General features: G+C 60.1%; 20 protein-coding genes. 11 read left to right on the forward strand and 9 right to left on the reverse strand.

Translation table 11 applies throughout. The features are described 5' to 3' along the window. Positions 1-13 precede the first annotated feature (13 nt). The 7 genes from CIW50_RS08630 to CIW50_RS08660 form a co-directional block, all read right to left on the reverse strand. A complete protein-coding gene (locus tag CIW50_RS08630) occupies positions 14-742 on the reverse strand; it encodes an ABC transporter ATP-binding protein (RefSeq protein ID WP_092151506.1) in 729 nt (242 codons plus the stop codon). After that, positions 742-1,509, reverse strand: a complete 768-nt coding sequence (locus CIW50_RS08635) for an ABC transporter ATP-binding protein (RefSeq protein ID WP_149530850.1) — start codon at positions 1,507-1,509, stop codon at positions 742-744. The genes CIW50_RS08630 and CIW50_RS08635 overlap by 1 nt, the downstream gene beginning before the upstream one ends. Further along, positions 1,506-3,404, reverse strand: a complete 1,899-nt coding sequence (locus tag CIW50_RS08640; protein ID WP_149530851.1) for an ABC transporter permease — start codon at positions 3,402-3,404, stop codon at positions 1,506-1,508. The genes CIW50_RS08635 and CIW50_RS08640 overlap by 4 nt, the downstream gene beginning before the upstream one ends. Before the next feature lie 70 nt (positions 3,405-3,474). Then, a complete protein-coding gene (locus CIW50_RS08645; protein WP_149531562.1) occupies positions 3,475-4,695 on the reverse strand; it encodes an ABC transporter substrate-binding protein in 1,221 nt (406 codons plus the stop codon). 307 nt (positions 4,696-5,002) lie between these two features. Beyond that, on the reverse strand, positions 5,003-5,812 hold the full coding sequence (locus CIW50_RS08650) for an SDR family NAD(P)-dependent oxidoreductase (protein ID WP_149530852.1): 810 nt from the start codon (positions 5,810-5,812) through the stop codon (positions 5,003-5,005). Positions 5,813-5,854: 42 nt separating this feature from the next. Next, the gene (locus tag CIW50_RS08655) at positions 5,855-6,643 is read right to left on the reverse strand and encodes an enoyl-CoA hydratase-related protein (RefSeq protein WP_149530853.1); all 789 of its coding nucleotides are present in this window, start codon (positions 6,641-6,643) and stop codon (positions 5,855-5,857) included. Between the two features lie 3 nt (positions 6,644-6,646). Beyond that, complete coding sequence (locus CIW50_RS08660; RefSeq protein WP_149530854.1) at positions 6,647-7,507, reverse strand: alpha/beta fold hydrolase; 861 nt, start codon at positions 7,505-7,507, stop codon at positions 6,647-6,649. Positions 7,508-7,692: 185 nt separating this feature from the next. Here CIW50_RS08660 and CIW50_RS08665 point away from each other — a divergent pair, with 185 nt between their 5' ends. The 3 genes from CIW50_RS08665 (at position 7,693) to CIW50_RS08675 (ending at position 10,254) form a co-directional block, all read left to right on the forward strand. Beyond that, on the forward strand, positions 7,693-8,673 hold the full coding sequence (locus CIW50_RS08665) for an ABC transporter substrate-binding protein (protein WP_149530855.1): 981 nt from the start codon (positions 7,693-7,695) through the stop codon (positions 8,671-8,673). Between the two features lie 61 nt (positions 8,674-8,734). After that, a complete protein-coding gene (locus tag CIW50_RS08670; RefSeq protein ID WP_172980270.1) occupies positions 8,735-9,478 on the forward strand; it encodes an ABC transporter permease in 744 nt (247 codons plus the stop codon). Beyond that, entirely contained in the window at positions 9,475-10,254 is a 780-nt protein-coding gene (locus tag CIW50_RS08675; protein WP_149530857.1) for an ABC transporter ATP-binding protein, read from the forward strand. Before CIW50_RS08670 ends, CIW50_RS08675 begins: the two co-directional genes overlap by 4 nt. A gap of 36 nt (positions 10,255-10,290) precedes the next feature. Here the strand turns inward: CIW50_RS08675 and CIW50_RS08680 are convergent, their stop codons facing one another. Beyond that, positions 10,291-11,139, reverse strand: a complete 849-nt coding sequence (locus tag CIW50_RS08680) for a cyclase family protein (RefSeq protein WP_172980271.1) — start codon at positions 11,137-11,139, stop codon at positions 10,291-10,293. 295 nt (positions 11,140-11,434) lie between these two features. Here CIW50_RS08680 and pncB point away from each other — a divergent pair, with 295 nt between their 5' ends. Beyond that, complete coding sequence (gene pncB / locus CIW50_RS08685; RefSeq protein ID WP_149530859.1) at positions 11,435-12,736, forward strand: nicotinate phosphoribosyltransferase; 1,302 nt, start codon at positions 11,435-11,437, stop codon at positions 12,734-12,736. A gap of 31 nt (positions 12,737-12,767) precedes the next feature. Then, on the forward strand, positions 12,768-14,087 hold the full coding sequence (locus CIW50_RS08690) for an alpha-amylase family protein (RefSeq protein ID WP_149530860.1): 1,320 nt from the start codon (positions 12,768-12,770) through the stop codon (positions 14,085-14,087). A 64-nt stretch (positions 14,088-14,151) separates the two neighbouring features. On the opposite strand, the gene CIW50_RS08695 is transcribed toward CIW50_RS08690, so the two are convergent. Next, positions 14,152-16,314 (reverse strand): acetate--CoA ligase family protein, encoded by a 2,163-nt coding sequence (locus CIW50_RS08695; RefSeq protein ID WP_149530861.1) that lies wholly within the window; start codon positions 16,312-16,314, stop codon positions 14,152-14,154. A gap of 187 nt (positions 16,315-16,501) precedes the next feature. On the opposite strand from CIW50_RS08695, the gene CIW50_RS08700 reads away from it, so the two are divergent. From CIW50_RS08700 to CIW50_RS08720, 6 genes are all read left to right on the forward strand, one after another. Further along, on the forward strand, positions 16,502-17,233 hold the full coding sequence (locus CIW50_RS08700) for a GntR family transcriptional regulator (protein ID WP_149530862.1): 732 nt from the start codon (positions 16,502-16,504) through the stop codon (positions 17,231-17,233). An 85-nt stretch (positions 17,234-17,318) separates the two neighbouring features. Continuing rightward, positions 17,319-19,058 carry an oxalyl-CoA decarboxylase gene (gene oxc / locus CIW50_RS08705; RefSeq protein ID WP_149530863.1) on the forward strand — a complete coding sequence of 580 codons (1,740 nt, stop codon included), beginning with the start codon at positions 17,319-17,321 and terminating at the stop codon, positions 19,056-19,058. Between the two features lie 82 nt (positions 19,059-19,140). Beyond that, positions 19,141-20,418: a formyl-CoA transferase gene (gene frc / locus CIW50_RS08710; protein WP_089267116.1), complete on the forward strand. Its 1,278-nt coding sequence runs from the start codon at positions 19,141-19,143 to the stop codon at positions 20,416-20,418. 233 nt (positions 20,419-20,651) lie between these two features. Beyond that, positions 20,652-20,789, forward strand: a complete 138-nt coding sequence (locus tag CIW50_RS28990; protein ID WP_170849697.1) for a hypothetical protein — start codon at positions 20,652-20,654, stop codon at positions 20,787-20,789. Positions 20,790-21,282: 493 nt separating this feature from the next. Continuing rightward, on the forward strand, positions 21,283-22,296 hold the full coding sequence (locus CIW50_RS08715; RefSeq protein ID WP_149530864.1) for a Bug family tripartite tricarboxylate transporter substrate binding protein: 1,014 nt from the start codon (positions 21,283-21,285) through the stop codon (positions 22,294-22,296). A gap of 100 nt (positions 22,297-22,396) precedes the next feature. Next, positions 22,397-22,894: a tripartite tricarboxylate transporter TctB family protein gene (locus tag CIW50_RS08720; RefSeq protein WP_149530865.1), complete on the forward strand. Its 498-nt coding sequence runs from the start codon at positions 22,397-22,399 to the stop codon at positions 22,892-22,894. Positions 22,895-22,947 lie beyond the last annotated feature (53 nt).

Below are 22,947 nucleotides of genomic sequence, written 5' to 3' on the forward strand. Positions count from 1 at the left end.
GAAGTTTTGATCGTTACACCGTCAAATAAGCCCGCTGAATGTCAATATTCTCCGCGAGCTCGGCCATGGTTCCGTTCCATTGGATTTGTCCCTTCTCTAGGACATAGGCTCTGTCGGAGACCAGTTCGGCGAAATGAACATTCTGCTCGGACAGCAAGATCGATACGCCCGCCTTCTTGAGCTCGAGAATGGTGTTGGCCATCAACTCGACGATCAGCGGGGCGACGCCCTCGGACGGCTCGTCCAGCAGGATCAGCAGCGGATTGCCCATCAAGGTCCGCGCGACGGTCAGCATCTGCTGCTCGCCGCCGCTCATGCGGCCGCCCGGCCGGTTCGGCATTTCGCCGAGATTGGGAAACAGTGCAAGCAGCTTCTCTTCGGTCCAGACCGGTGCCGGGACGCCGTCGCTAAACTTGCGCGGCGGCTGCCGGCCGATATCGAGATTTTCCAGCACCGTCAGATCAGAGAAGATGCGGCGGTCTTCCGGCGTGAAGCCGAGACCGAGACGCGCGATCTCGTAAGGCTGCCTGCCGGAGATGTCATGGCCGTCAAACCGGATCTTGCCGGTGGACTGCGCCATCAGGCCCATGATGGCCTTCATGGTCGTGGTCTTGCCCGCGCCGTTGCGGCCCATTAGCGCAACGACTTCGCCGCGCCCGACATTCAGACTGAGATCATAGAGGATTTGTGCTGCGCCATAGGAGGCGCCGAGATTTTCCACGGAGAGCATCGGGGCGCTCATCAATGCGCCTCCGATTTCTGGAAGGTCTTGCCGGTGCCGAAATACACTTCCCTCACCTGCGGATTATCGCGGATCGACTTGGCGTCGCCATCGGCGATCAGGCGGCCGCGCGCCAGCACGATAATACGATCGGCGAAGGCGAAGACGACATCCATCGAATGTTCGGTGAACAGCACGGAAATGCCCTTCTCGATCACCAGTCGCTTTACGAGCGCGATCAGGTCGTTGCGCTCCTTGGGCGCCATGCCGGCGGTCGGCTCGTCCATCAGCAGCAGGCGCGGATCGTTGGCGAGTGCGATCGCCAGTTCGACGCGCTTGACGTCGCCGTAAGCCAGTTCGCGGCTTGGACGATCTGCAGCGTCCTGCATGCCGACCTGGGCCAGTAGCTCGAGCGCACGTTCACGATGCAGCGACGCTGCGGGCTTCCACAACCGATAGACCTGATTGGCGTGCGAGATCAGCGCCATCTGCACATTCTCGATGACCGTCATCGAATTGAAGGTGGCAGCCACCTGAAAGGTACGACCGATACCAAGGCGCCAGATGTCACGTGGTTTCTTGCCGTTGAGCTTCGCACCTTCGAACCAGATCTCGCCGGAATCCGGCGGCAACTGGCCATTGATCATGTTGAAGCAGGTCGACTTGCCGGCGCCGTTGGGGCCGATCAGCGCAAGAAACTCGCCACGCTTGATGTCGAACGACACGTCGTTGACGGCGCGAACACCGCCAAAGGACTTTGATAGTGACCGAATGGCGAGGTCGCTCATGATGCGGCCTTTGACGTTGTCTTGCGTCGCGAGATCAGCTTCACGAAGCCGCCAACGATACCGCTCGGGAAGGCCAGCACCAGCAACAGTATGATGCCTCCGAGCAATGCCCGCCAGTATTCCGTCGAGCGCATCATGTAGTCCTGCAAAACAGCATAGACCGACGCGCCGACGATCGGCCCGGTCAGCGTCTGGATGCCGCCGAGTAGCACCATGACCAGACCATCGATAGAGCGGCTGACGCCGATGGTCTCCGGCGAGATCGAGCCCTTGGCGAAGGCGAACAGACCACCGGCGATGCCGCAGACGGCACCTGCAATGGCAAAGGCCAGCCAGTGCACGCGTTTGACGTCGAGACCGATGGCCTCGGCGCGTAGCGGAGAGTCACGCCCTGCCCGCATCGCGTAGCCGAATGGCGCGAACAGGAACTTGCGCAACAGCAACACGCCGAAGGCGGCCAGCGCCAGTGTCAGGAAATAGAACGGTGTGCGCGTATCGAATGGCGCGGACGGCCAGACACCGAGCACGCCATTGGAGCCGCCTGTGAGTGTCTCCCACTGGAAAACGGCAGCCCAGACGATCTGGGCGAAAGCGAGCGTAAGCATCGCAAGGTAGACGCCGGATAAGCGCACGGCGAACCAGCCGAACAACAAAGCACCAACCAGCGCCAGCATGGGCGCTGCAGCCAGCGCCAGCCCCATCGGCGCGGCGAACCACTTTACCAGCAGCGCCGCACCATAGGCTCCGAGACCAAAATAGGCTGCGTGACCGAACGAATGCATGCCGCCCGGCCCCATGATGAAATGCAGGCTGGTGGCGAACAGCACGGCAATCAGCACGTCGATACCGAGCACAAGCGTATAGGGCGAGTTCTTCGCAATCAGCGGCAAACACACCAGGACGACGAGAAGAATGAGGCCCGCGATCTTGGTAGCTGGTGTCGACGGACGCAGCGGTTCCTCGGGTTCGGCGACGCTGCGCACCGCCACCTGCTCGCGGCCAAGCAGACCGTAAGGCCGCGCGATGAGCACAGCTGCCATCACCAGAAATTCGGCCACCAGCGTAAGCTTGGAGAAATTCACCGTGAAACCGCCGAAATTGACGATCCCGAGGCCGATGCACAGTGCCTTGACCTCGGCGATGATGACCGCCGCGAGATAGGCACCGGAGATCGAGCCCATGCCGCCAACCACGACAACGACAAAGGCATCACCGATCACGATCAGGTCCGTCGCCAGCGTCGCGGGTTCGCGTGCAATCTGCAGCGCGCCGCCAAGGCCAGCGAGCAACGCGCCGAGCGCGAAGACGCCGGTGAACAGCATGGCCTGATTGACGCCGAGCGCGCCCACCATCTCGCGGTCCTGCGTGGCCGCACGCATCAGGCGGCCGAAGCGCGTCTTGGCGAGCGCTAGATGCAGCATCCACAACACAAACGGGCCGACGAAAATCAGGAAGATATCGTAAGTGGGCAACCGGCGGCCGAGCACTTCGATGGAGCCGGTCAGGCCAGGGGCGCGCGGCCCGAGCAGATCTTCGGGACCCCAGATCCAAAGTGTCGCGTCATTGATGACCAGCACCAGCGCGAACGTCGCGAGCAATTGAAATAGTTCGGGGGCGCGATAAATCCGTCGCAACAGCACGATTTCAATGGCCGCGCCAATCAGCCCGACCAGTAGCGCCGTGATGACGATGCCGCCCCAGAAACCGAAAGCGCCGCCGACCTTGGTGGCGATGCTGTAGGCGATGTAGGTCCCGATCATATAGAGGGACCCGTGGGCGATATTGACGATCCGGGTGACGCCGAAAATCAGCGACAGCCCGGCCGCCACAAAAAACAGGCCGGAGGCAGCCGACAGGCCATTCAGTGCCTGAAACAGAAACGCGTTGAAACTCATCGGAGGAATCCCCCTCCCCGCGTTGAACGTGCGGGAAGAGTATCAACGGCGATCATCGTCGTACTTCCTGTTACTCGGTCGCGGGACGGAGCTTCTTCACTTCGGCGTCGCTGGGCAACACTGTTGCGCCATCGACATATTTGAAGTCGGCCATCGTGCCCTTGCCGCCTTCCAGCGAGATCTTGCCGACATAGGCACCCATCGTCGCCTGATGATCGCTAGCGCGATACATGAACGGCCCGAACGGGCTGTCGAGCTTCAGGCCCTCGAAGGCCGCGATCAGCTTGTCGGTATCCGTCGAACCAGCCTTGGCAATGCCTGCTGCGAGCGAGGTCATGGTGACGTAGCCGACGATCGAGCCGAGACGCGGATAGTCGTTGTACTTCTTCTGATAGGCCGTCAGGAACGCGAGGTATTCCGGGGTCTTGATCTTGTCCCAGGGATAACCAGTGACGATCCAGCCGACCGGCGCTTCTTCCTTCACCGGATCGAGATATTCGGGCTCGCCCGACAGCAGGCTCACGACGGTGCGGTCCTTGAACACGCCGCGGGTGGTGCCTTCGCGGACCAGCTTGGAGAAGTCGGCGCCGAACAGCACGTTGAAGATGGCATCGGGTTTGGCATCGTCGATCGCCTGCACGACAGCGCCGGCATCGACCTTGCCGAGCGGCGGCGCCTGCTCGGTAACGAATTCGACGTCCGGCTGCTGCGCCTTCAGCATTTCCTTGAAGGTCGCGACCGCCGCCTGTCCGTATTCGAAGTTCGGATAGACCAGCGCCCAGCGCTTCTTCTTCGCGGCAACCGCGGCCGGCATCAGCATCGCGACCTGCATATAGGTCGTGGCGCGCAGACGGAACGTGTACTTATTGCCGTTCTGCCAGGTGATCTTGTCGGTCAGCGGCTCAGCAGCAAGGAAGAACACTTTCTTCTTGCCGGCAAATTCAGTCACCGCGAGACCGATATGCGAGAGGAACGTTCCGGCGATGATGTTGACGCCTTCACGCGTCACCAACTCATCCGCGACGCGCACCGCATCGCCCGGTGTCGAACCGTCATCGCGCGAAATTACTTCAAGCTTCTTGCCGAGCACGCCGCCCTTGGCATTGATCTGCTCGATCGCCAGCTCCCAGCCCTTCTTGTAGGGATCGAGAAACGCGGTCTGTGTCTTGTAGCTGTTGAGCTCACCGATCTTGATCGTGTCTTGCGCGCGCGCCGCGTGGCCGAACGACAATGTCAGTGCGCCGGCGAAGGCGCCGGCAATCGCGAGTGAGTGAAGGGAACGAGCCGTCATCATGATCGAACTCCGTTGTGATCGACGTTTGCGATAGAAGTGATTCTCGCCGAAGCCTTCGCCAGGAAACGGGCAACCGTTTTCCCTTGCGTCGCTTGCAGCCCCGAGTTTGCAACGCGAATTAGTTTGTACGCAAATAGTCCGGCGCACCCTCTTTGTTGTCAAGACCGGTCTTGGTGCAACATGCCTAGCACATCGCTGAAGTTTTGATCATCTGATGTCGGCAGATGACGCGCGCATCTGAGACCGAATTTTGCAGAGCCGCGCGGCGACGATATTCCGCCGCCGCGCGTTCTGCTTTCGAGGACTATCGGTCGCGGAAGCGATCCATCAGCGCCTTGTCCTGACCACCGTCGATTTCGATCATCGTGCCGTTGGCCATCTGGACCAATGGCGACGCGAGCATGACGACGAGGTTTGCAACTTCTTCGACTTCGGCGATGCGACCGAGCGGGATCGAGGCCGGCGCCAGCTTGTCAGCTTCCTCATAGGAAACCTTCATGTCGCGCGACATGGCGTTGACGAGGCCTGCCCAACGCTCGGTGCGGACCGGACCCGGATTGACGGCGCAGAACGAGATGTTGTGGCGGCCGTATTGACCAGCGAGCGACAGGGTCATGTTCTGGCCGGCGGCGTTCGCAGCACCCGGCGCGATTTCCCAGTAGGACGGCTTCACGCCGTCATTGCCGATCAGGTTGACGACGCGGCCCCCGCCCTGCTTGACCATGATCGGCAGCGCGTAACGCAGGCAGCGCACATAGCCCATGAATTTGAGCTGCAGCGCCTGCTCCCAGTCGGCTTCGGTGAGCGTCTCGATGACGCCGCCCGGCGCCGAGCCGGCATTGTTGATCATGATGTCGACGCTGCCAAGTTCCTTGGCGGCTTTCTCGACGAAAGCCTTGGCGTCGGCATCCTTGGTCAGATCGGCCGAGATCGCCACCACCGTCACGCCATAGGCGTTGCGGATCTCTTCGGCGGTCTTCTCCAGCGGCTCCATACGACGCGCGCAGATCGCGACATTGACGCCTTCCTTGGCCAGCGTCATGGCGATCGCCTTGCCGATACCTTCGCTGCCGCCGGTGACGAGAGCGCATTTGCCTTTGAGTTGGAGATCCATGTGCGTGTCCTTCTTGGGTTGGCAGAAATGGAAATGGTGGATTCAGCTTCCCGTAAAACGCGGGGGTCGTTTCTCGGCAAAGGCCTTGCGGCCTTCGGCATAGTCGGCGCTGGCGTCGGCCGCGGCGTAGAATTGCTCGGCTTCGGCCAGGAGTTCGGCATTGTCGGTGCTCAAGGCACGGATTGCGGCCTTGGCAGCCTTGATCGTCAACGGCGCGTTACCGGCAATTTTCCGGGCAAGCTCGCCGGCAACCACTTCAATGTCAGCCTTCGGCGCGATGACATGCACGGCGCCAAACGCATGAGCCCTCGTCGCTGGTAGACGATCTGCGGTGAACAACACCTGCCGCGTGGCACCGGCGCCAAACACGCGGACGAAACGCGCAATGCCGCGAGGATCGTAGCCGAGGCCCAACTTAGCTGCAGGCACTGCGAAGAAAGCATCGTCAGCGGCAACGCGCATGTCGCAACTCGCCGCTACCGACGAACCTGCGCCCATGCAGCCGCCAAAGATCAGACCGATGGTTGGCTGCGGGATCGCTTCAATGGCGAGACAGGTGTTCTCGACAAGATCGTCATAGGCACGGGCGTTACCTTCGCCTGATCGGGCCGTCGCAAAATCCGAGATATCAGCGCCGGCGGAGAACATCAGTTCGCCCTCACCACGGATGACCACGACGCGAATGTCTTTGCGGTTGGCGACTTCACCAGCAAAGGCCGCGATCTTGTTCCACATCACCGTGGAGATCGCGTTGCGGCGTGCCGGATTGGCCAGGCGCAGCGTCGCGATGCCGTCCGCAATATCGATGATGATATCGCCAGGCATGCTCATCGCTCAAACCACCGGCTTGTGCGACATCCAGCGACCTGACTCGGCCGCCGGAAAGAGTTCAGCCAGCGCCGCGTTGAACGCTGCCGGCTCTTCGCTGGTGATGGTATGGCCTGCACGCGGCAATACGAGGAGACCAGCCGTCGGCACGACGCGCTTGAGGAAGATGCTCGGGTCGAGACACCAGTCGTCCTCGTCACCGACGATCACGAGCAACGGCGGCGTAAATTTCTCGAGCTGCGGCTTCATCTCCCACAGCATCGGACGCTTGGCCTGCAGCTCGCGCATGGTCAGCGCGTGGCCGACCGGCGAATGATCCGCCAGCATCTTTGCAAATTCTGCAAAGCCGCGCGGGTCCTTGTTCTTGTGGGTCTGACGCGTCGCACCATCGGCATAGCGCGCTGCGGCAGTCGGAAAATCGACAGTCTCGAACATCTTGGCGGTTTCGCGCGAGGCGGCACGTCCCTGCTCCACGAAGTCCGGATCAGGGCTGGAGCCATAGCCGCAACTTGCCGCCGTCACCGACAAACAGCGATCGGGATAGTGAATGCCCACATGCAGCGCCGTCGATGCGCCCATGGAATGACCGACGATATGCGCCTTGTCGATCTTTAAAGCATCCATCAGTGCGATGACGTCGTCGCGCGCGATATCCTGACCGTAACGTTCGGGATCGGTTGGCACGTCCGACGGGGGATAGCCGCGCTGGCTATAGGTGACGCAGCGATAGGAGCGCGAGAAGTAGCGAAGCTGCGGCTCCCAGGTGCGGTAATCTCCCGCATACTCGTGGACGAAAACCACAGGACTCCCGGTGCCGACTTCCTCATAATAGAGTTGCGTCCCGTCGGCCGTCGTCACGTGCGGCATCGTTGCCTCCTGCGGTCAGAGCAGATTTCATTTGCACACAAATGAAATGCTAGTAGCGTTATTTCGGGACTGCAAGAGGATTTAGTGGATTCAATTTTGGCATATCATTTGCAAACAAACAAATTCGCAACGCCGCATAAACTGATCGAAAAGCCACGCGCCACAACGTTTCTTGAGGAGATGTCATGACCGGACTTTCGCGACGCGCCTTTACAATGGGCACCGCTGCTACGCTGATGAGCAGCGCGCTCACAACAAATTCGCAGGCGCAGGCGCCGACAAAAATCCGCGTGGGTAGTCTGACACTTCCCGTCTTCGCACCGATCATCGTCAACATCATGAAGGCGCAGAAGTTCGATACCAAGAACGGTTTCGAGGCCGAGGTTCAGGTCTACCCCTCCTTCTCCGCTTACTATGCGGGTCTCGCCACCGGGGAAATCGATACGCTGATCGGCGGCCCCACCTACTTCCAGAAGCTGCGCCTCGAAGGCGTGCCGCTGCAAATCGTCGCAACCGGCGCAACGCTCGCCGATCTCGTGATCATCACCAAAGACCCGGCCATCAAGTCGCTCGCCGACCTGAAGGGCAAGCAGCTCGCCGCCGACATGGGCAGCGGGCAATTCCAGATCCTGTCGATCTACGCCAAGTCCAGGAAGATGGACCTGGCCAAGGACATGACATTGGTCAACGCCAATTTCGCGGTGGCACGCGCGCAGCTTGCTGCGGGGCGTGTCGATGCGGCGATGATCATCGAGCCGATCGCCACCATGATGATGAAGGACGATCCGTCGTTGAAGATCATCTTCAATGCCAACGACGGCTGGAAGGAGATCGCGGGCACCACCGGCTGGGAACTCGTCTATGCGATGCGCGAGGACACCATCAAGAAAGCCCCGGATGCGCCCAAGAAATTCGTCGCGGCACTGGCTGACGTGACCAAATATCTGCGCAGCGATCCGGATGGTGCCGACAAGATTGCGGTCGAGACTGTCAAACTGCCTCCCGGCATTTTGAAGGAAGCCGTACTCGCCAAGCGCTGGGACTTCGACGCCAAGCCAGCCTGGGACGCCACCGAACGCAAGAGCATCTGGGATACGTTCGAGCGCGCCGTCGCCGCCGGCTTCCATCCGAAGTTGCCTGACGAAGCGATCATCTATGCCCCCTGATGAGCCGAGACCTGCCACGCCATTCGAGGAACCGATCTTCGAAAGGTCACCGCGAAGCCTTATGATCTCCAGCCTGCCACGCGAGACGATCATATCGATCGTGCTCTTCGCGGTGGCCTGGCAGATCATGTCCTATCTCGCACCGTCGCTGGGTATCCCCGCTTTCGCGATCCCGGGCCTCGGTCGCATCGCACAGAGCCTTGCCAAGATCACCCCGCTCGACGTCGCGGTGACGCTCGGTCGCGTGTTGCTGTCGCTGGTCGTGTCCTTTGTCATCGGACTACTGGTGGCGATGCTGATGTATCTGTCCGAAAGCATCGAGAAATATCTGCGCCCTATGGTACGTATCCTGATGGCGGTCCCGGTCGTCTCCTGGATCCTGTTCGCCGTGCTGTGGTTCAAGGGCGTCGAATTCCGCATTGTCTTCGTGCTGGTCGTGGTCTGCGCGCCGGTCTTCACCGTCGATGCGCTCGACAACATGCGTGAAGTCTCGCGCGACCTGAAGCAGATGATCCGCTCCTTCCGGCCAACGCCGTTCCAGTTCTTCCACAAGCTGATGCTGCCTGCGATCACGCCGGGGATCATCACGAGCTGGAAGATCACGCTCAGCCTGGCGATCCGCGTTGTGACCATCGCCGAGCTGGTAGGTGCGGTGACCGGCATCGGGCATCAGCTCTCGGTCGCCCAGGAATTATTCTCGGTGGCCGATGTATTCGCCTGGACGCTGGTATTGGTCGTCCTGCTGTTCCTCCTCGAAGCGCTGCTCGTCAGGCTCGAAACACGCGTCTTACGGTGGCGGGCATGACGGCAGCTTCAGCGCCCATCGAGATCGCCGGCCTGCGCAAGGTATTTCGCCAGACCACTTCCGGCCAGTCGATTACGGCCATCGACCAATTGTCGTTGCGGATCGAACCCGGCGAACTCATCGCCATAGTCGGCAAGACCGGTTGTGGGAAATCGACCCTGTTCGATCTCCTGATCGGGCTCGAACATCCCACCGCCGGCAGTATCACCATCGGCGGAAAAACGCCCTATGACGACTTCAACGCCTTCCGCGGCAAGATCGCGACGATCTTCCAGCAGGATAGACTGTTTCCGTGGCGCTCCGCTCTCGACAACGTCAAGCTGCCCCTCGAGCTGATCGGCATCGCCGAGGACATTCAGCACGAGCGCGCGATGACCTGGCTGAAACGGCTGGGTCTTGAGAAATTCGCCAATGCCTATCCGCGCGAACTCTCCGGCGGCATGCGGCAACGCGTCGCTATCGCGCGTGCCTTCGCCGTACAGCCTGAAATATTGCTGGCGGATGAATCGTTCAGTGCCCTCGATGAAGTCACCGCCAACGAACTGCGCAAGACGTTTGTCGAACTGGCACGGGAATTCAAATCAACCGCGATTCTGATTACGCATCAGCTCGAAGAAGCGATGGCCGTGGGCGATCGCATCGTCGTGTTCGGAAAGTCAGCGGCATTGCTCGCCGATGTCCGGATGGCGGACTGGGATCGCGCCGACTACGCCCTGCTCCGCGAAGCAATCCAGAACACGTTGCAGGCGAACGCGCCGGATGCGCGCCTCAAGTGATGAAACGCCGGGACATTGCCCCGGCGTTTGTCGTCATCAGTCCATGATCGCCTTCGCCGCATTGCCCATGGCTTCCACTGACGCATCACCAGTGTCCGTGAAGCACAGGATACGGCATGGGCATGACTCCAGCCCGTCATAGCGCCACGGAAATGCGCCGATCAGGCAGCGCTGGTTCAACATCAATTCGATGTCGCCGCCGATATTCTCGGCATGCAACAGGCCTTCCTGGAACGCGTAATTGTGGAATGGGAACATGTCGGCAGTCACATGCCGGCCCGAAAGCTTGTGATTATACTCAAACGTGCCGAAGAATTCCGCCGGCGTCTTGCCATGCTTCTTGGTGAACTGCGCAGCGATGTCCGGCCGCATGTTGCGGATCGAGGTGTTCATCGAATGGTCGCACGAACCAGTGTCCATACCGAACCACTTGATCTTCTTCTCAAGCATCCAGTGCAGCGTGTCGAGGTTCGGGCCGGGATGATAGCAGAAGTACTTCACCAGATCCTGCTGCGCCTGCCCTTCGTAATATTTGTGCCAGCCGGTGTGCAGGATCAGGATGTCGCCTTCGCGAATATCCGCGCCGGATTTTTCGAGCATCTCCGGCGTGATCACCGCCCAGTCATGCATCTGGCTGGAGATGTCAACGACGACGCCGCGGTTGAACAGATAATCCAGCGGCAATGATGCCATGTCGCCTTTGCGCCCGTCCGTCGCATGCATCGCGCCGTCGAAATGGGTGCCGGCATGGAGCGCCGTCTCGATCCGCTGTGCCACAATCATCTGCGTCTGCAGGTTCTGCGCGTAATACATCTTGTTGCCGGCATAACCGACCCATCCGGGCGTGTGGATGTTCATGACGTGGGAGAGATCGACGACTTTCATGGTGCTGTCCTTCATCGTTTCGGGGCGCCCACCGGCAGGTGGAAATCGTAAGCATGCAAACAATTCTGCGCAATGCCCGCAGATGCAGGATCAGGGCCAGAAACAGATCGATAAAAGCCCAGCTGCGGCGACAATCCTCGATTGTGAAAGCACCGTTCAGCGCTTGCGTTGACATCGATAAACCCGGCGGATACGCCAATTTAATGAACTGCTGCAAAGACAGCGTCAGCGATGCGGCCACTGCCGTTTCGGTGCAGGTGCCACGATCAGGCACGTTACCAGGAGTGGCGTTGCCATGATGGATTTCGCCACCCGGGTCCACAATCACAACTACCGGCTTGATCCGATTATCCGGTCGTTGCTGGACACCGACTTCTACAAATTCCTGATGCATCAGTTCATCTGGATGCTCTATCCGAAGGTGCCCGTGACCTTCGGCCTGATCAACCGGACCAAATCCGTCCGCCTCGCCGAGATCATTCCAGAGGCTGTGCTGCGCGCTCAGCTCGATCATGCCCGCACGCTTTCATTCCGGGAGAACGAACTGATCTGGCTGGCCGGTAACCGCTTCTATGGCCGCCGCGACATTTTCCGTCCGGAATATATCGAATATCTGCGCAGCTTCAGGTTGCCTGATTACCAGCTTGAGACCATCGATGGTCAATATGTCCTCACCTTCGAGGGCGACTGGGCCGAAGTCACGATGTGGGAGATCTACGCCCTCGCCATCGTCAGCGAATTGCGGTCGCGGATCGCCATGGCCACGCTGGACAAGTTCGAGCTGGATATTCTCTACGCCCAGACCAAGACCAAGATCTGGAACAAGATCAAGAAGCTGAAATCCTATCCGGACATGCGGCTCGCCGAATTCGGCACCCGTCGCCGCCACGGCTTCCTGTGGCAGGAATGGGTGACGGACGCGATGGCCAACGAGCTTGGCCGCAGCTTCGTCGGCACCTCCAACGCCCTGCTCGCCTTCAAGCATTCATTCGAGGCCATCGGCACCAATTCGCACGAACTGCCGATGGTGTTCGCCTGCCTCGCCGAGAACGACGAACAGTTGAAGACCGCGCAATATGACGTGCTCGCGAAATGGCAGGAGGTCTATGACGGCGAGCTCTTGATCATCCTGCCCGACACATTCGGCATGACGCAGTTCCTGCGCGATGCGCCGGCCTGGGCCTCGAAATGGACTGGTATGCGCATGGACAGCAAGGAGCCGGTTGCGGCGGGCGAAGAGATGATCGCCTGGTACGCCATGCGTGGCGAAGACCCGCGCAAGAAGCGCGCGATGTTCAGCGACGGCCTTGAGGTCGACCTGATGATCGATCTGCATCAGCGCTTCCGTGGGCGCATCCGCGAGAGCTTCGGCTGGGGCACCATGGCCACCAATGACTTCCGCGGCGCCCATCCGCGCGGGCTCGATTCACTCGACCCGATCAGTCTGGTCTGCAAGGTCACCTATGCCAACGGCCGGTCGGCCGTGAAGCTGTCGGACAATCCCGCTAAGACCACCGGCAGCAGCCCCGCAGAGATCGAACGCTATCTGCGCATCTTCGGCCGCGAAGGAGTGGCAGAACAGCCGGTGATCGTCTAGCGGGTGATAACTTGACGAAGGGACGAGATATTTGCCCGGATGGATCCAGCACGCAGTCTTCTGGCACGTCTACCCGCTCGGCTTCACCGGCGCGGAGAAGAACGAGCGCACCGCAACCGGCGTGGTCCATCGGCTGCCGCAACTAATCGCGTGGCTCGATTATGCGGTCGAACTCGGTACCTCCGCTTTGTTGTTGGCACCGATCTTCACGTCAACCAGCCACGGTTACGATACGATTGATTATTACGCGATAGATCCGCGTCTCGGCGATAGCGCGGATTTCGACGCACTGATTGCAGCAGCGCATCAACGCGGACTGCGTGTCGTCCTCGATGGCGTGTTCAACCATGTCGGCCGCGAGTTCCCGGCATTCCAACGTGCGATAGCGCAAGGACCGCATTCACCGGACGCGGCGTTGTTTCGCATCGACTTCGACAAGAGATCGTCGGACGGCACTCCGGCCTATGCGGACTTCGAAGGTCATCGGCAGCTTCCCGCACTCAATCACGACGCGCCGGCGGTGGCCGACCTCATTGTGGACGTGATGACCCACTGGCTCGCGCGCGGCGCCGACGGTTGGCGACTCGACGCCGCCTATGCAGTACCCCGGCCGTTCTGGGCCAAGGTGCTGCCGCGCGTCCGCGCGGACTTTCCCGAGGCCTATATCTTCGGCGAAGTGATCCATGGCGACTATGTGGGTTTCGTTCGTGAAACCACGGTCGATGCGGTCACTCAATACGAACTCTGGAAAGCGATCTGGAGCGCGCTCAGGGAACACAATTTCTTCGAGTTGTCATGGACACTGGAGAGGCACAGCAAGTGGCTCGACAGCTTCGTGCCGTTGACCTTCATTGGCAATCACGACGTCACCCGCCTCGCCACCCAGATTGGCGACGAGCGCCACCTGCCCCATGCATTGGTCGTTTTGTTCACCTGTGCCGGCACGCCCTGCATCTATTACGGCGATGAGCAGGCGTTTCGCGCGGTGAAAGAAGACCGCGTCGGCGGCGACGATGCGATCCGTCCCGCCTTCCCGGCTGCGCCTGCGGACCTCGCACCGTTCGGCTGGCCGACCTATCGTCTGCACCAGAAACTGATCGGCCTGCGGCGACGTCATGCGTGGCTGCATCGCGCGCGCACCCACGTGCTAACGCTGTCCAATACCCAGTTCGTCTACGAATGCTTCGACGCCGATCAGCGCATCACCGTTGCGCTCAATCTCGGCGACGACCTGCTGACTGTACGAGATGCAGACAAACTCGCCGCGCTGGCCGCCAGCGAAGGTGTCAACAGCGGACAAGGTCAGGCCCGTATTCCCGGTCACGGTTGGGCCGTGTTCGGCCGAGCGTAAGGTACAAAAAAGCGCCGCCCGGTTTCCCGGACGGCGCTTTGCTCAGTGTATAACTCGAGGCTGCTTACAGCAGGCCCGCGCCCCGCGCCCACTTGTACTTGGCACCAAGCACCTCGACCGGGAGTTCGGTCGAATAAGCGTAAGCCGGAATGCCGTTCTGGTAGAGATATTCGGCGGCTTCCTCGACTTCCACATCGCCCGCAAGCGAAGCGACCATCGGCTTCTCGATGCCCTTGGCCTTCATCTCGTTCTTGATCTCGACCATGTTGCGCGCGAACACCATCGGCGGCGTCACGATCGTGTGCCAGTAGCCGAGGATCAGCGAGTGGATGCGATCATCGGTGAGGCCCAGCTTTACGGTGTTGACGTAAGTGATCGGCGGTTCGCCACCGGTGATGTCGACCGGATTGCCGGCGGCACCGAACGGCGGAATGAACTTGCGGAACGCCGCATCCAGATCCGGCGGCATCGCCATCAACGACATGCCGTTATCGACCACCGCATCCGACAGCAGCACGCCCGAACCACCGGCACCGGTGATGATCAGCACGTTCTCGCCCTTCGGCGTCGGCAGCACGGGAATGCCACGGGCGAATTCGAGCAACTGGCGCAGTGAGCGGGCGCGAATGACGCCCGACTGCTTCAACACGTCCTCATAGATCTTGTCGTTGCCAGCAAGTGCGCCGGTATGCGACGAGGCCGCCTTGGCGCCGGCCGAGGTGCGGCCGGCCTTCAGTACGACAACCGGCTTGATCTTGGAGACGCGCTTGGCGGCTTCCGCGAAGGCACGGCCATCCTTCAGATCCTCGCAGTGCTGCGCGATGATCGTGGTGTTGGGATCCTGCTCGAAGAAGGCGAGCAGATCGTCCTCGTCGATATCCGACTTGTTGCCGAGACCGACGATGGCCGACACGCCCATCTTGGCCGAGCGTGAGAAGCCGATGATCGCCATGCCGATGCCGCCGGACTGCGACGACAACGCCGCCGAGCCCTTCACGTCATAGGCTGTACAGAAAGTCGCGCAGAGATTCGCCGGCGTGTAATAGAAGCCGTAGATATTCGGCCCCATCAGGCGGACGTCGTATTTCTTGCCGATTTCGACGATCTCTTCCTGCAGCGCAGGCTCGTTGGCTTCGGCAAAGCCCGACGGGATCAGCACCGCGCCCGGAATTTTCTTCTCGCCGCATTCGACCAATGCGCCGGCGACGAACTTGGCCGGGATTGCGAACACCGCGGTATCGATCACGCCCGGGACATCCTTGACGCTCTTATAGGCCTTGCGGCCCATGATCTCTTCCGCCTTCGGATGGATCGGGTAGATGTCGCCCTTGTAGCCGCCGTTGATGAGATTCTTCATCACCGAATTGCCGATCTTGCCATCTTCGGCGGAGGCGCCGATCACAGCAACGGCCTTCGGCATCATGATGCGGTTCATCGCCGTGACGATTTCGGCGTTGGAGCGCGGCGCCGGGCGCGGTTTGTAGTCAAAATCGACGACGATGCGCACGTCGGCGGCGATCGCATCCTTCTTGGTAGCGAAAACCGGATTGAGATCGAGTTCGACCATTTCCGGGAAATCGCTGACGAGCTGCGACACCTTGACGATGATGTCGGCCAGCGCCTCGCGGTTGGCGGGATCGCCACCACGCACGCCATGCAGCATCTCGGCCGCCTGGATGCCATCGAGCATCGACAGCGCGTCTTCATTGGTCGCGGGGGCGAGACGGAATGTCACATCCTTCAGCACTTCGACCAGCACGCCGCCGAGGCCGAAGGCCACCAGCTTGCCGAACGAACCATCGGTGATCGAACCGATAATCACTTCGGTTCCGCCCATCAGCATCTGCTGAACCTGGATACCTTCTATCTTGGCGTCGGCCTTGTACTTCTTGGCATTGGCCAGAATGGTGTCGTAAGCTTTCTGCGCGTCTTCGGCGGTCTTGACGCCGACGATGACGCCGCCCGCTTCAGTCTTGTGGAGAATGTCCGGCGAGACGATCTTCATCACGACCGGGAAGCCCATGCCGCTTGCCATCTTGGCAGCGTCAGCGGCTGAGGTGGCCACGCCTTCCTTCGGCACGGGAATGCCGTATGCATCACACACAAGCTTGCCCTCGGGGGCGGTCAGGCTGGTGCGCTTGTCGGCTTTGACCGCATCGAGAACTTTGCGGACGGCCTGTTTCGCCGATGGTGTTGCTTCTTTGACGGCAAGATTCGATTGGGACATGGCTTCCTCCTTCACGTCTTTTCCAATAGACGGATTGATGGCATTTGGTATGCCAGAAACTTGATTGTCAAGGCGCGTTGCAGCGCAAAATTGCTGAAATAGCTGTCATCTTGACATGCTGGCATCTGGTATGCCAAAAATTCTTGACGTTATTTCTGTGGTAGGACATCTCGACTGGAGATGATTCATGCCCACGCGAAAACAAACCAAGGCGCCGTTCGTCATGTCTGAAGCCGATATCGCGATCGTTCGGATTGCACCGGAGACCAGCTTCAAGACCAAGGCCTATGAAGCCTTGAAAGAAGCTATTCTTAAGATGGACATCTACACGACCGCCGATCCGGTGATGCTCGACGAGCGTGCGCTGTCGGAACGACTTGGCGTCAGCCGCACACCCATCCGCGAAGCCATTGCGATGCTGGAGCAGGACGGCTTCGTGAAGACCGTGCCACGACGCGGCATCGTCGTTGTCCGCAAGACCAAGGTCGAGATCGTCGACATGATCCGCGCCTGGGCAGCGCTGGAAAGCATGGCCGCGCGTCTGATCACGACCACCGCGCGCAAGAAAGATATCTCGGCGCTGCGCGACTTCTTCAAGGACTTCAACAAGGACCGTCTGCCACAGGACCACGTTGAGGAATATTCGAAAGCGAATATCGCTTTCCACCAGTCGCTGATCTCGCTCAGCGAATCGCCAGTGCTAGTCGATATGACCAACGATATTCTGTTGCATGTGCGTGGCTATCGTCAGCTGACGATCGGACGCACGGACCGTACCGCGACGTCCCTGCCCGAACATCTGGCCATCATCGAAGCGCTTGAGGAGCGCAACACCGAGCTCGCCGAGAAGCGCGCGCGCGACCACACGCTCGGTCTGGCTTCTTATGTCGAAGCCCACGGCCAGGAACTGTTTACGTAAGCGCCGTCTCGCGACGGTTCACCACTCCGCACCACGTCCAATTGAGCAACGACCAACAGTCACAAGAAAAGTCAGGGAGAGCGGGATGTCCGCAGTAGTCCAGAGCATCGATACCAACGCAGCCGCCGAGCAGGAATTGACCGATGGCTTCCATCTGATCATCGATGCTCTCAAGCTCAATGGCCTCAACACGATCTATGGCGTGCCGGGCATTCCGATCACCGACTTCGGCCGCATGGCGCAGGCCGAGGGCATCCGCGTGCTGTCGTTCCGTCACGAACAGGCCGCCGGCTATGCCGCGTCGATCGCCGGCTATCTCACCAAGAAGCCTGGCGTCTGCCTGACCGTGTCGGCACCTGGCTTCCTCAACGGCCTCACGGCGCTGGCCCACGCCACCACCAATTGCTTCCCGATGATCCTGATCTCCGGCTCGTCCGAGCGCGAGATCGTCGACCTGCAGCAGGGCGACTACGAGGAAATGGACCAGCTCGCGATCGCCAAGCCGCTGTGTAAGGCCGCGTTCCGCGTGCTGCATGCCGCCGATATCGGCATCGGCCTTGCGCGCGCGATCCGCGCTGCAGTGTCCGGCCGTCCCGGCGGCGTCTATCTCGATCTGCCTGCCAAGCTGTTCGGTCAGGTGATGAATGCCGAAGCCGGCAAGAAGTCGCTGGTGAAGGTGATCGACGCCGCACCGGCGCAGATCCCTGCCCCGGATTCAATCAAGCGCGCGCTCGACGTACTGAAATCGGCGAAGAAGCCGCTGATCATCCTCGGCAAGGGCGCCGCTTATGCCCAGGCTGATGATGCCGTGAAAGCGCTGGTCGAAACCTCGGGCATTCCGTTCCTGCCCATGAGCATGGCCAAGGGTCTTCTGCCTGACACCCATCCGCAGTGTGCGGGTGCTGCACGTTCGACGGTCCTGAAAGACAGCGACGTCGTCATGCTGATCGGCGCACGCCTGAACTGGCTGCTGTCGCATGGCAAGGGCAAGAGCTGGGGTGATGCACCGAAGAAGTTCATCCAGATCGACATCGAGCCGAAGGAAATGGATTCCAACGTCGAGATCGTCGCACCTGTCGTCGGCGATATCGGCTCCTGCGTCGCCGCGCTGCTCGATGGCATGGGCAAGGGCTGGCAGAAGGCGCCGGTGGACTGGGCCAATGCCGTCACCAAGAAGCGCGAAGAGAACGTCGCCAAGATGGCGCCGCGCCTGATGAACAACAACTCGCCGATGGATTATCACGGCGCGCTCGGCGTTCTCCGCACCATCGTCGCCGAACGTCCGGATGCGATGCTGGTCAATGAAGGCGCCAACACCCTCGATCTCGCCCGCGGCATCGTCGACATGTATCAGCCGCGCAAGCGCATCGATGTCGGCACCTGGGGTATCATGGGCATCGGCATGGGTTATTGCATTGCCGCGGCCGTCGAAACCGGCAAGCCTGTCCTCGCGATTGAAGGCGACAGCGCCTTCGGTTTCTCCGGCATGGAGGTGGAAACGATCTGCCGCTACAATCTGCCGGTCTGCATCGTCGTCTTCAACAATGACGGTATCTATCGCGGTACCGACGTCAATCCGACCGGCGGCGCCGACGTGGCACCGACCGTGTTCGTGAAGGGCTCGCGCTACGACAAGATGATGGAAGCCTTCGGCGGCATCGGCGTGAATGTGACCTCGCCCGACGAACTCAAGCGCGCCGTGAATGCGGCGATGGATTCCGGCAAGCCGACACTCATCAATGCGGTGATCGATCCGGCGGCCGGCAGCGAGAGCGGCCGTATCGGCAACCTCAATCCGCAGAGCGTGCTGAGCAAGAAGAAATAACACCTGACCATGCGGGGTCGCGAGGCCCCGCCCCTTTTCTCCATGTGCCGAGCCGGCAAAAAATAGTTACGGGAGCAAAACAATGACACAAGCGCTCAAAGGCGTTCGCATTCTGGACTTCACCCACGTTCAATCCGGCCCGACCTGCACGCAGTTGCTGGCATGGTTCGGCGCCGACGTGATCAAGGTCGAACGTCCTGGCGTCGGCGACATCACCCGCGGCCAGTTGCAGGACGTGCCGAACGTGGACAGCCTGTATTTCACCATGCTGAACCACAACAAGCGTTCGATCACGCTCGACACCAAGAACCCGAAGGGCAAGGAAGTCCTCACCGCGCTGATGAAAGAGTGCGATGTTCTCGTCGAGAACTTCGGACCCGGCGTGCTCGACCGCATGGGCTTCCCGTTCGAAAAGATACAGCAGATCAACCCGAAGATGATCGTCGCCTCGATCAAGGGGTTTGGTCCCGGTCCCTATGAAGACTGCAAGGTCTACGAGAACGTCGCGCAATGCACCGGTGGCGCCGCTTCCACCACCGGCTTCCGCGACGGCCTGCCACTCGTCACCGGCGCACAGATCGGCGACTCGGGCACCGGCCTGCATCTCGCACTCGGCATCGTCACCGCGTTGTATCAGCGCACACAGACCGGCAAGGGCCAGAAGGTCACCGCCGCGATGCAGGACGGCGTGCTCAACCTATCGCGCGTCAAGCTGCGCGACCAGCAGCGCCTCGCCCACGGCCCGCTCAAGGAATACAGCCAGTTTGGCGAAGGCATTCCGTTTGGCGATGCCGTGCCCCGCGCCGGCAACGACTCCGGCGGTGGTCAGCCCGGCCGCATCCTGAAGTGCAAGGGCTGGGAAACCGACCCGAACGCCTACATCTACTTCATCACTCAGGCGCCGGTGTGGGAGAAGATCTGCGACGTGATCGGCGAACCGACCTGGAAGACCGACCCGGCCTATGCCAAGCCGGCGGTGCGCCTGCCCAAGCTCAACGCGATCTTCGCGCGCATCGAACAGTGGACGATGACCAAGACCAAGTTCGAGGCGATGGAAATCCTGAACCAGGACGACATCCCGTGCGGCCCGATCCTGTCCATGAAGGAACTGGCCGAAGACCAGTCACTGCGTGCGACCGGCACCGTGGTCGAAGTCGATCACCCCGAGCGCGGCAAGTATCTGTCGGTCGGCAATCCGATTAAGCTATCGGAAAGCCCCACCGAAGTGACCCGCTCACCCCTGCTCGGTGAACATACCGACGAAATCCTCAAACAGGTGCTGGGTTTCAGCGATCATCAGGTGGCCGAAATCCACGACTCCGGCGCGCTCGATCCGCCGCGGAAGGTCGCTGCTGAGTAATTTTTGCAGTTATTTCAGACAATTAGATGCGAAAGGCCGCCGATTGGCGGCCTTTTTCATTTACGGCGGCCAATGCGGAACTTTAATAAGAAAATCAAATCGATATATACTGCACTGCAAAATTCTCATGCTGCCATGCAAACAAGACAATTGTCCTTGGCATCTGGTATACGTAAATTGATCCCGGATGATGAGGCGCCAAGACGCGGCGGCCTCCAGCAAAGGATCAGATCATGTCGAAGACTGCTTCTCTCGACCTCACAACGTCCACCAGCTTCTTCGCTCGCTTCATGGCCTCGCTTGATCGCGCGCTGATGGCCAGCGCACGCATCTCGGCCCGCAACGGCGACCTGCCTCGCTTCGGCCTGTAAGGCTGCGACTTCACTACTTTTGCGCGGCAAGCCCGCGCAAAATTCTCTGCGTTCCTCCCGACGACTGGCCCCGGATTTCCGGGGCCGTTTTTTTTGTTTGTGTAGTTGCTTCGCAGCGATGCCTCACGCTCCCTGCGGCATTTCAGCCTCCCCGGCTTTTAACGGCTCTAATCGCTTGCCGCTTGGCATATCGCATACCAAAATGCGCGAACGGTAATGCTTCACGTTTAATAGAAAGCATACTTGGGGAGGACAAAGGCTACGCTGCCCTAGCGGGCATGCAATGCCGTATGCGCCATGACAAAGCGATCCAGACCCACTCATCCTTTTTGCAGGCGAGCCGCTTCGGGGCTCGACAGTCTGACGTGCGCATATGGCGCACGCAAGGGCGTGTTTGCACACCTGCAGTCAGGACATTCGAAGGAAGACCCGACCACGCACTGACTATTTCAAAGTCGACGAACGATCGACGTCATCGAATGGGAGAGAAACAATGAAACGCCTAGGTTCATGTCTCACGCTGGCCGCCGCTGCATCCATTCTTAGTCTGGGAAGTATTCTCCCGGCATCTGCTGCATGGGAGCCGACGCGCCCCGTCGAACTGATCGTCCCCGCAGGCACCGGCGGCGGCGCCGATCAGATGGCGCGCACCATTCAGGGCATCATCACCAAGCACAGTCTGATGAAACAACCGCTTGTCGTCATCAACAAGTCGGGTGGTGCCGGCGGTGAAGGTTTCCTCGACGTGAAGTCGGCGAACAACAATCCGCACAAGATCATCATCACGCTCTCTAACCTGTTCACGACACCGCTCGCCACGGGCATTCCCTTCAACTGGAAGGATCTCACGCCGGTTGCGATGCTGGCGCTCGACGAGTTCGTACTGTGGGTAAATGCCGACAAACCGTACAAGACGGTGAAGGACTATATCGACGCCGTGAAGGCTGCGCCGGCCGGCACGATCAAGATGGGCGGCACCGGCTCGAAGCAGGAAGATCAGATCATCACGGTCGCGGTCGAGAAGGCGATCGGCAGCAAATTCACTTACATTCCCTACAAGGGCGGCGGTGAAGTCGCGGTGCAACTCGTTGGCCAGCACGTTGATTCAACCGTGAACAATCCGATCGAGGCAGTCGCGCAATGGCGCGGCGGCAAGGTGCGGCCGCTCTGCGTCTTCGACAGCAAGCCTATGGCCTATGACGAACAGGTCGCCGACGGCAAGGGCTGGAAGGACATTCCAACCTGCAAGTCGCAGGGCCTCGACATCGAATATGTAATGCTGCGCGGCATCTTCATGGGGCCTAAAGCGACCAAGGATCAGATCGAATATTACGTTGAACTGTTCAAGAAGGTTCGCGCCACACCGGAGTGGCAGGAGTTGATGAAGAGCGGTGCGTTCAACACGACCTTCATGACCGGCGGTGACTACGCCGGCTGGGTCGGAACCGAAGAGAAACGGCACGAGACGCTAATGAAGGAAGCTGGCTTCCTCGCGCAAGGAAACTGATCGAGGCAACTGACGTAGGGTGATAACGCCGGATCTGATCGCATATCAGGTCCGGCACACGCGGCACGCTGATCGATACATTTCTCACACAGAGTTCTCCATGACCACGCAGCAATCTCACAATGTCGGCCCGTCTCATAAATCCGTCGAAGCCGGCGTCACCACTGTTATCGGCATCTTCGGTGCCATCGTCGTCTATGGCAGCATCAAAGCCGGAATCAATTGGGGTGCCGAAGGCCCAAAGGCCGGGTTCTTCCCATTTTATATCGGGCTCTTCATCATCATCTCCAGCCTGATCAATCTCTGGAACACGCTGCGCGAGGATGACGGCAACCTGTTCGCTGAATGGGGCCAGTTGCGCCAGGTCTTCAGCGTTGTCATTCCCACCGGCATCTATGTCGGGGTCCTGCCGTTCATCGGCCTCTATGTATCGTCGATGATCTTCATCGCTTGGTTCATGCGCTGGCTTGGCAAATACGAGTGGCCGATCATCGCGGCCATCTCTCTTGGCATGCCTGTCGTAACCTATCTCATTTTTGAACGCTGGTTTCTCGTGCCGCTCCCCAAAGGGCCGCTGGAGGATCTGCTTGGGCTCTAATTCTCGCGATCTTTAATTCCGTTGCGTCTGCCGGTCTCTTTCTGAGGACTACT

Source organism: Tardiphaga sp. P9-11, assembly GCF_008329525.1.
Lineage (GTDB): Bacteria > Pseudomonadota > Alphaproteobacteria > Rhizobiales > Xanthobacteraceae > Tardiphaga.

What these genes read in the sequence shown, in the direction of transcription:
- pncB (WP_149530859.1), top strand. Translation starts at nt 11,435, where the DNA reads ATGATGGATTTCGCCACCCGGGTCCACAATCACAACTACCGGCTTGAT.
- CIW50_RS08715 (WP_149530864.1), top strand. Translation starts at nt 21,283, where the DNA reads ATGAAACGCCTAGGTTCATGTCTCACGCTGGCCGCCGCTGCATCCATT.
- CIW50_RS08680 (WP_172980271.1), bottom strand. Translation starts at nt 11,139, where the DNA reads ATGAAAGTCGTCGATCTCTCCCACGTCATGAACATCCACACGCCCGGA.
- CIW50_RS28990 (WP_170849697.1), top strand. Translation starts at nt 20,652, where the DNA reads ATGTCGAAGACTGCTTCTCTCGACCTCACAACGTCCACCAGCTTCTTC.
- CIW50_RS08645 (WP_149531562.1), bottom strand. Translation starts at nt 4,695, where the DNA reads ATGACGGCTCGTTCCCTTCACTCACTCGCGATTGCCGGCGCCTTCGCC.
- frc (WP_089267116.1), top strand. Translation starts at nt 19,141, where the DNA reads ATGACACAAGCGCTCAAAGGCGTTCGCATTCTGGACTTCACCCACGTT.
- CIW50_RS08655 (WP_149530853.1), bottom strand. Translation starts at nt 6,643, where the DNA reads ATGAGCATGCCTGGCGATATCATCATCGATATTGCGGACGGCATCGCG.
- CIW50_RS08700 (WP_149530862.1), top strand. Translation starts at nt 16,502, where the DNA reads ATGCCCACGCGAAAACAAACCAAGGCGCCGTTCGTCATGTCTGAAGCC.
- CIW50_RS08665 (WP_149530855.1), top strand. Translation starts at nt 7,693, where the DNA reads ATGACCGGACTTTCGCGACGCGCCTTTACAATGGGCACCGCTGCTACG.
- CIW50_RS08695 (WP_149530861.1), bottom strand. Translation starts at nt 16,314, where the DNA reads ATGTCCCAATCGAATCTTGCCGTCAAAGAAGCAACACCATCGGCGAAA.
- CIW50_RS08670 (WP_172980270.1), top strand. Translation starts at nt 8,735, where the DNA reads ATGATCTCCAGCCTGCCACGCGAGACGATCATATCGATCGTGCTCTTC.
- CIW50_RS08630 (WP_092151506.1), bottom strand. Translation starts at nt 742, where the DNA reads ATGAGCGCCCCGATGCTCTCCGTGGAAAATCTCGGCGCCTCCTATGGC.
- CIW50_RS08675 (WP_149530857.1), top strand. Translation starts at nt 9,475, where the DNA reads ATGACGGCAGCTTCAGCGCCCATCGAGATCGCCGGCCTGCGCAAGGTA.
- CIW50_RS08650 (WP_149530852.1), bottom strand. Translation starts at nt 5,812, where the DNA reads ATGGATCTCCAACTCAAAGGCAAATGCGCTCTCGTCACCGGCGGCAGC.
- CIW50_RS08635 (WP_149530850.1), bottom strand. Translation starts at nt 1,509, where the DNA reads ATGAGCGACCTCGCCATTCGGTCACTATCAAAGTCCTTTGGCGGTGTT.
- CIW50_RS08640 (WP_149530851.1), bottom strand. Translation starts at nt 3,404, where the DNA reads ATGAGTTTCAACGCGTTTCTGTTTCAGGCACTGAATGGCCTGTCGGCT.
- oxc (WP_149530863.1), top strand. Translation starts at nt 17,319, where the DNA reads ATGTCCGCAGTAGTCCAGAGCATCGATACCAACGCAGCCGCCGAGCAG.
- CIW50_RS08720 (WP_149530865.1), top strand. Translation starts at nt 22,397, where the DNA reads ATGACCACGCAGCAATCTCACAATGTCGGCCCGTCTCATAAATCCGTC.
- CIW50_RS08660 (WP_149530854.1), bottom strand. Translation starts at nt 7,507, where the DNA reads ATGCCGCACGTGACGACGGCCGACGGGACGCAACTCTATTATGAGGAA.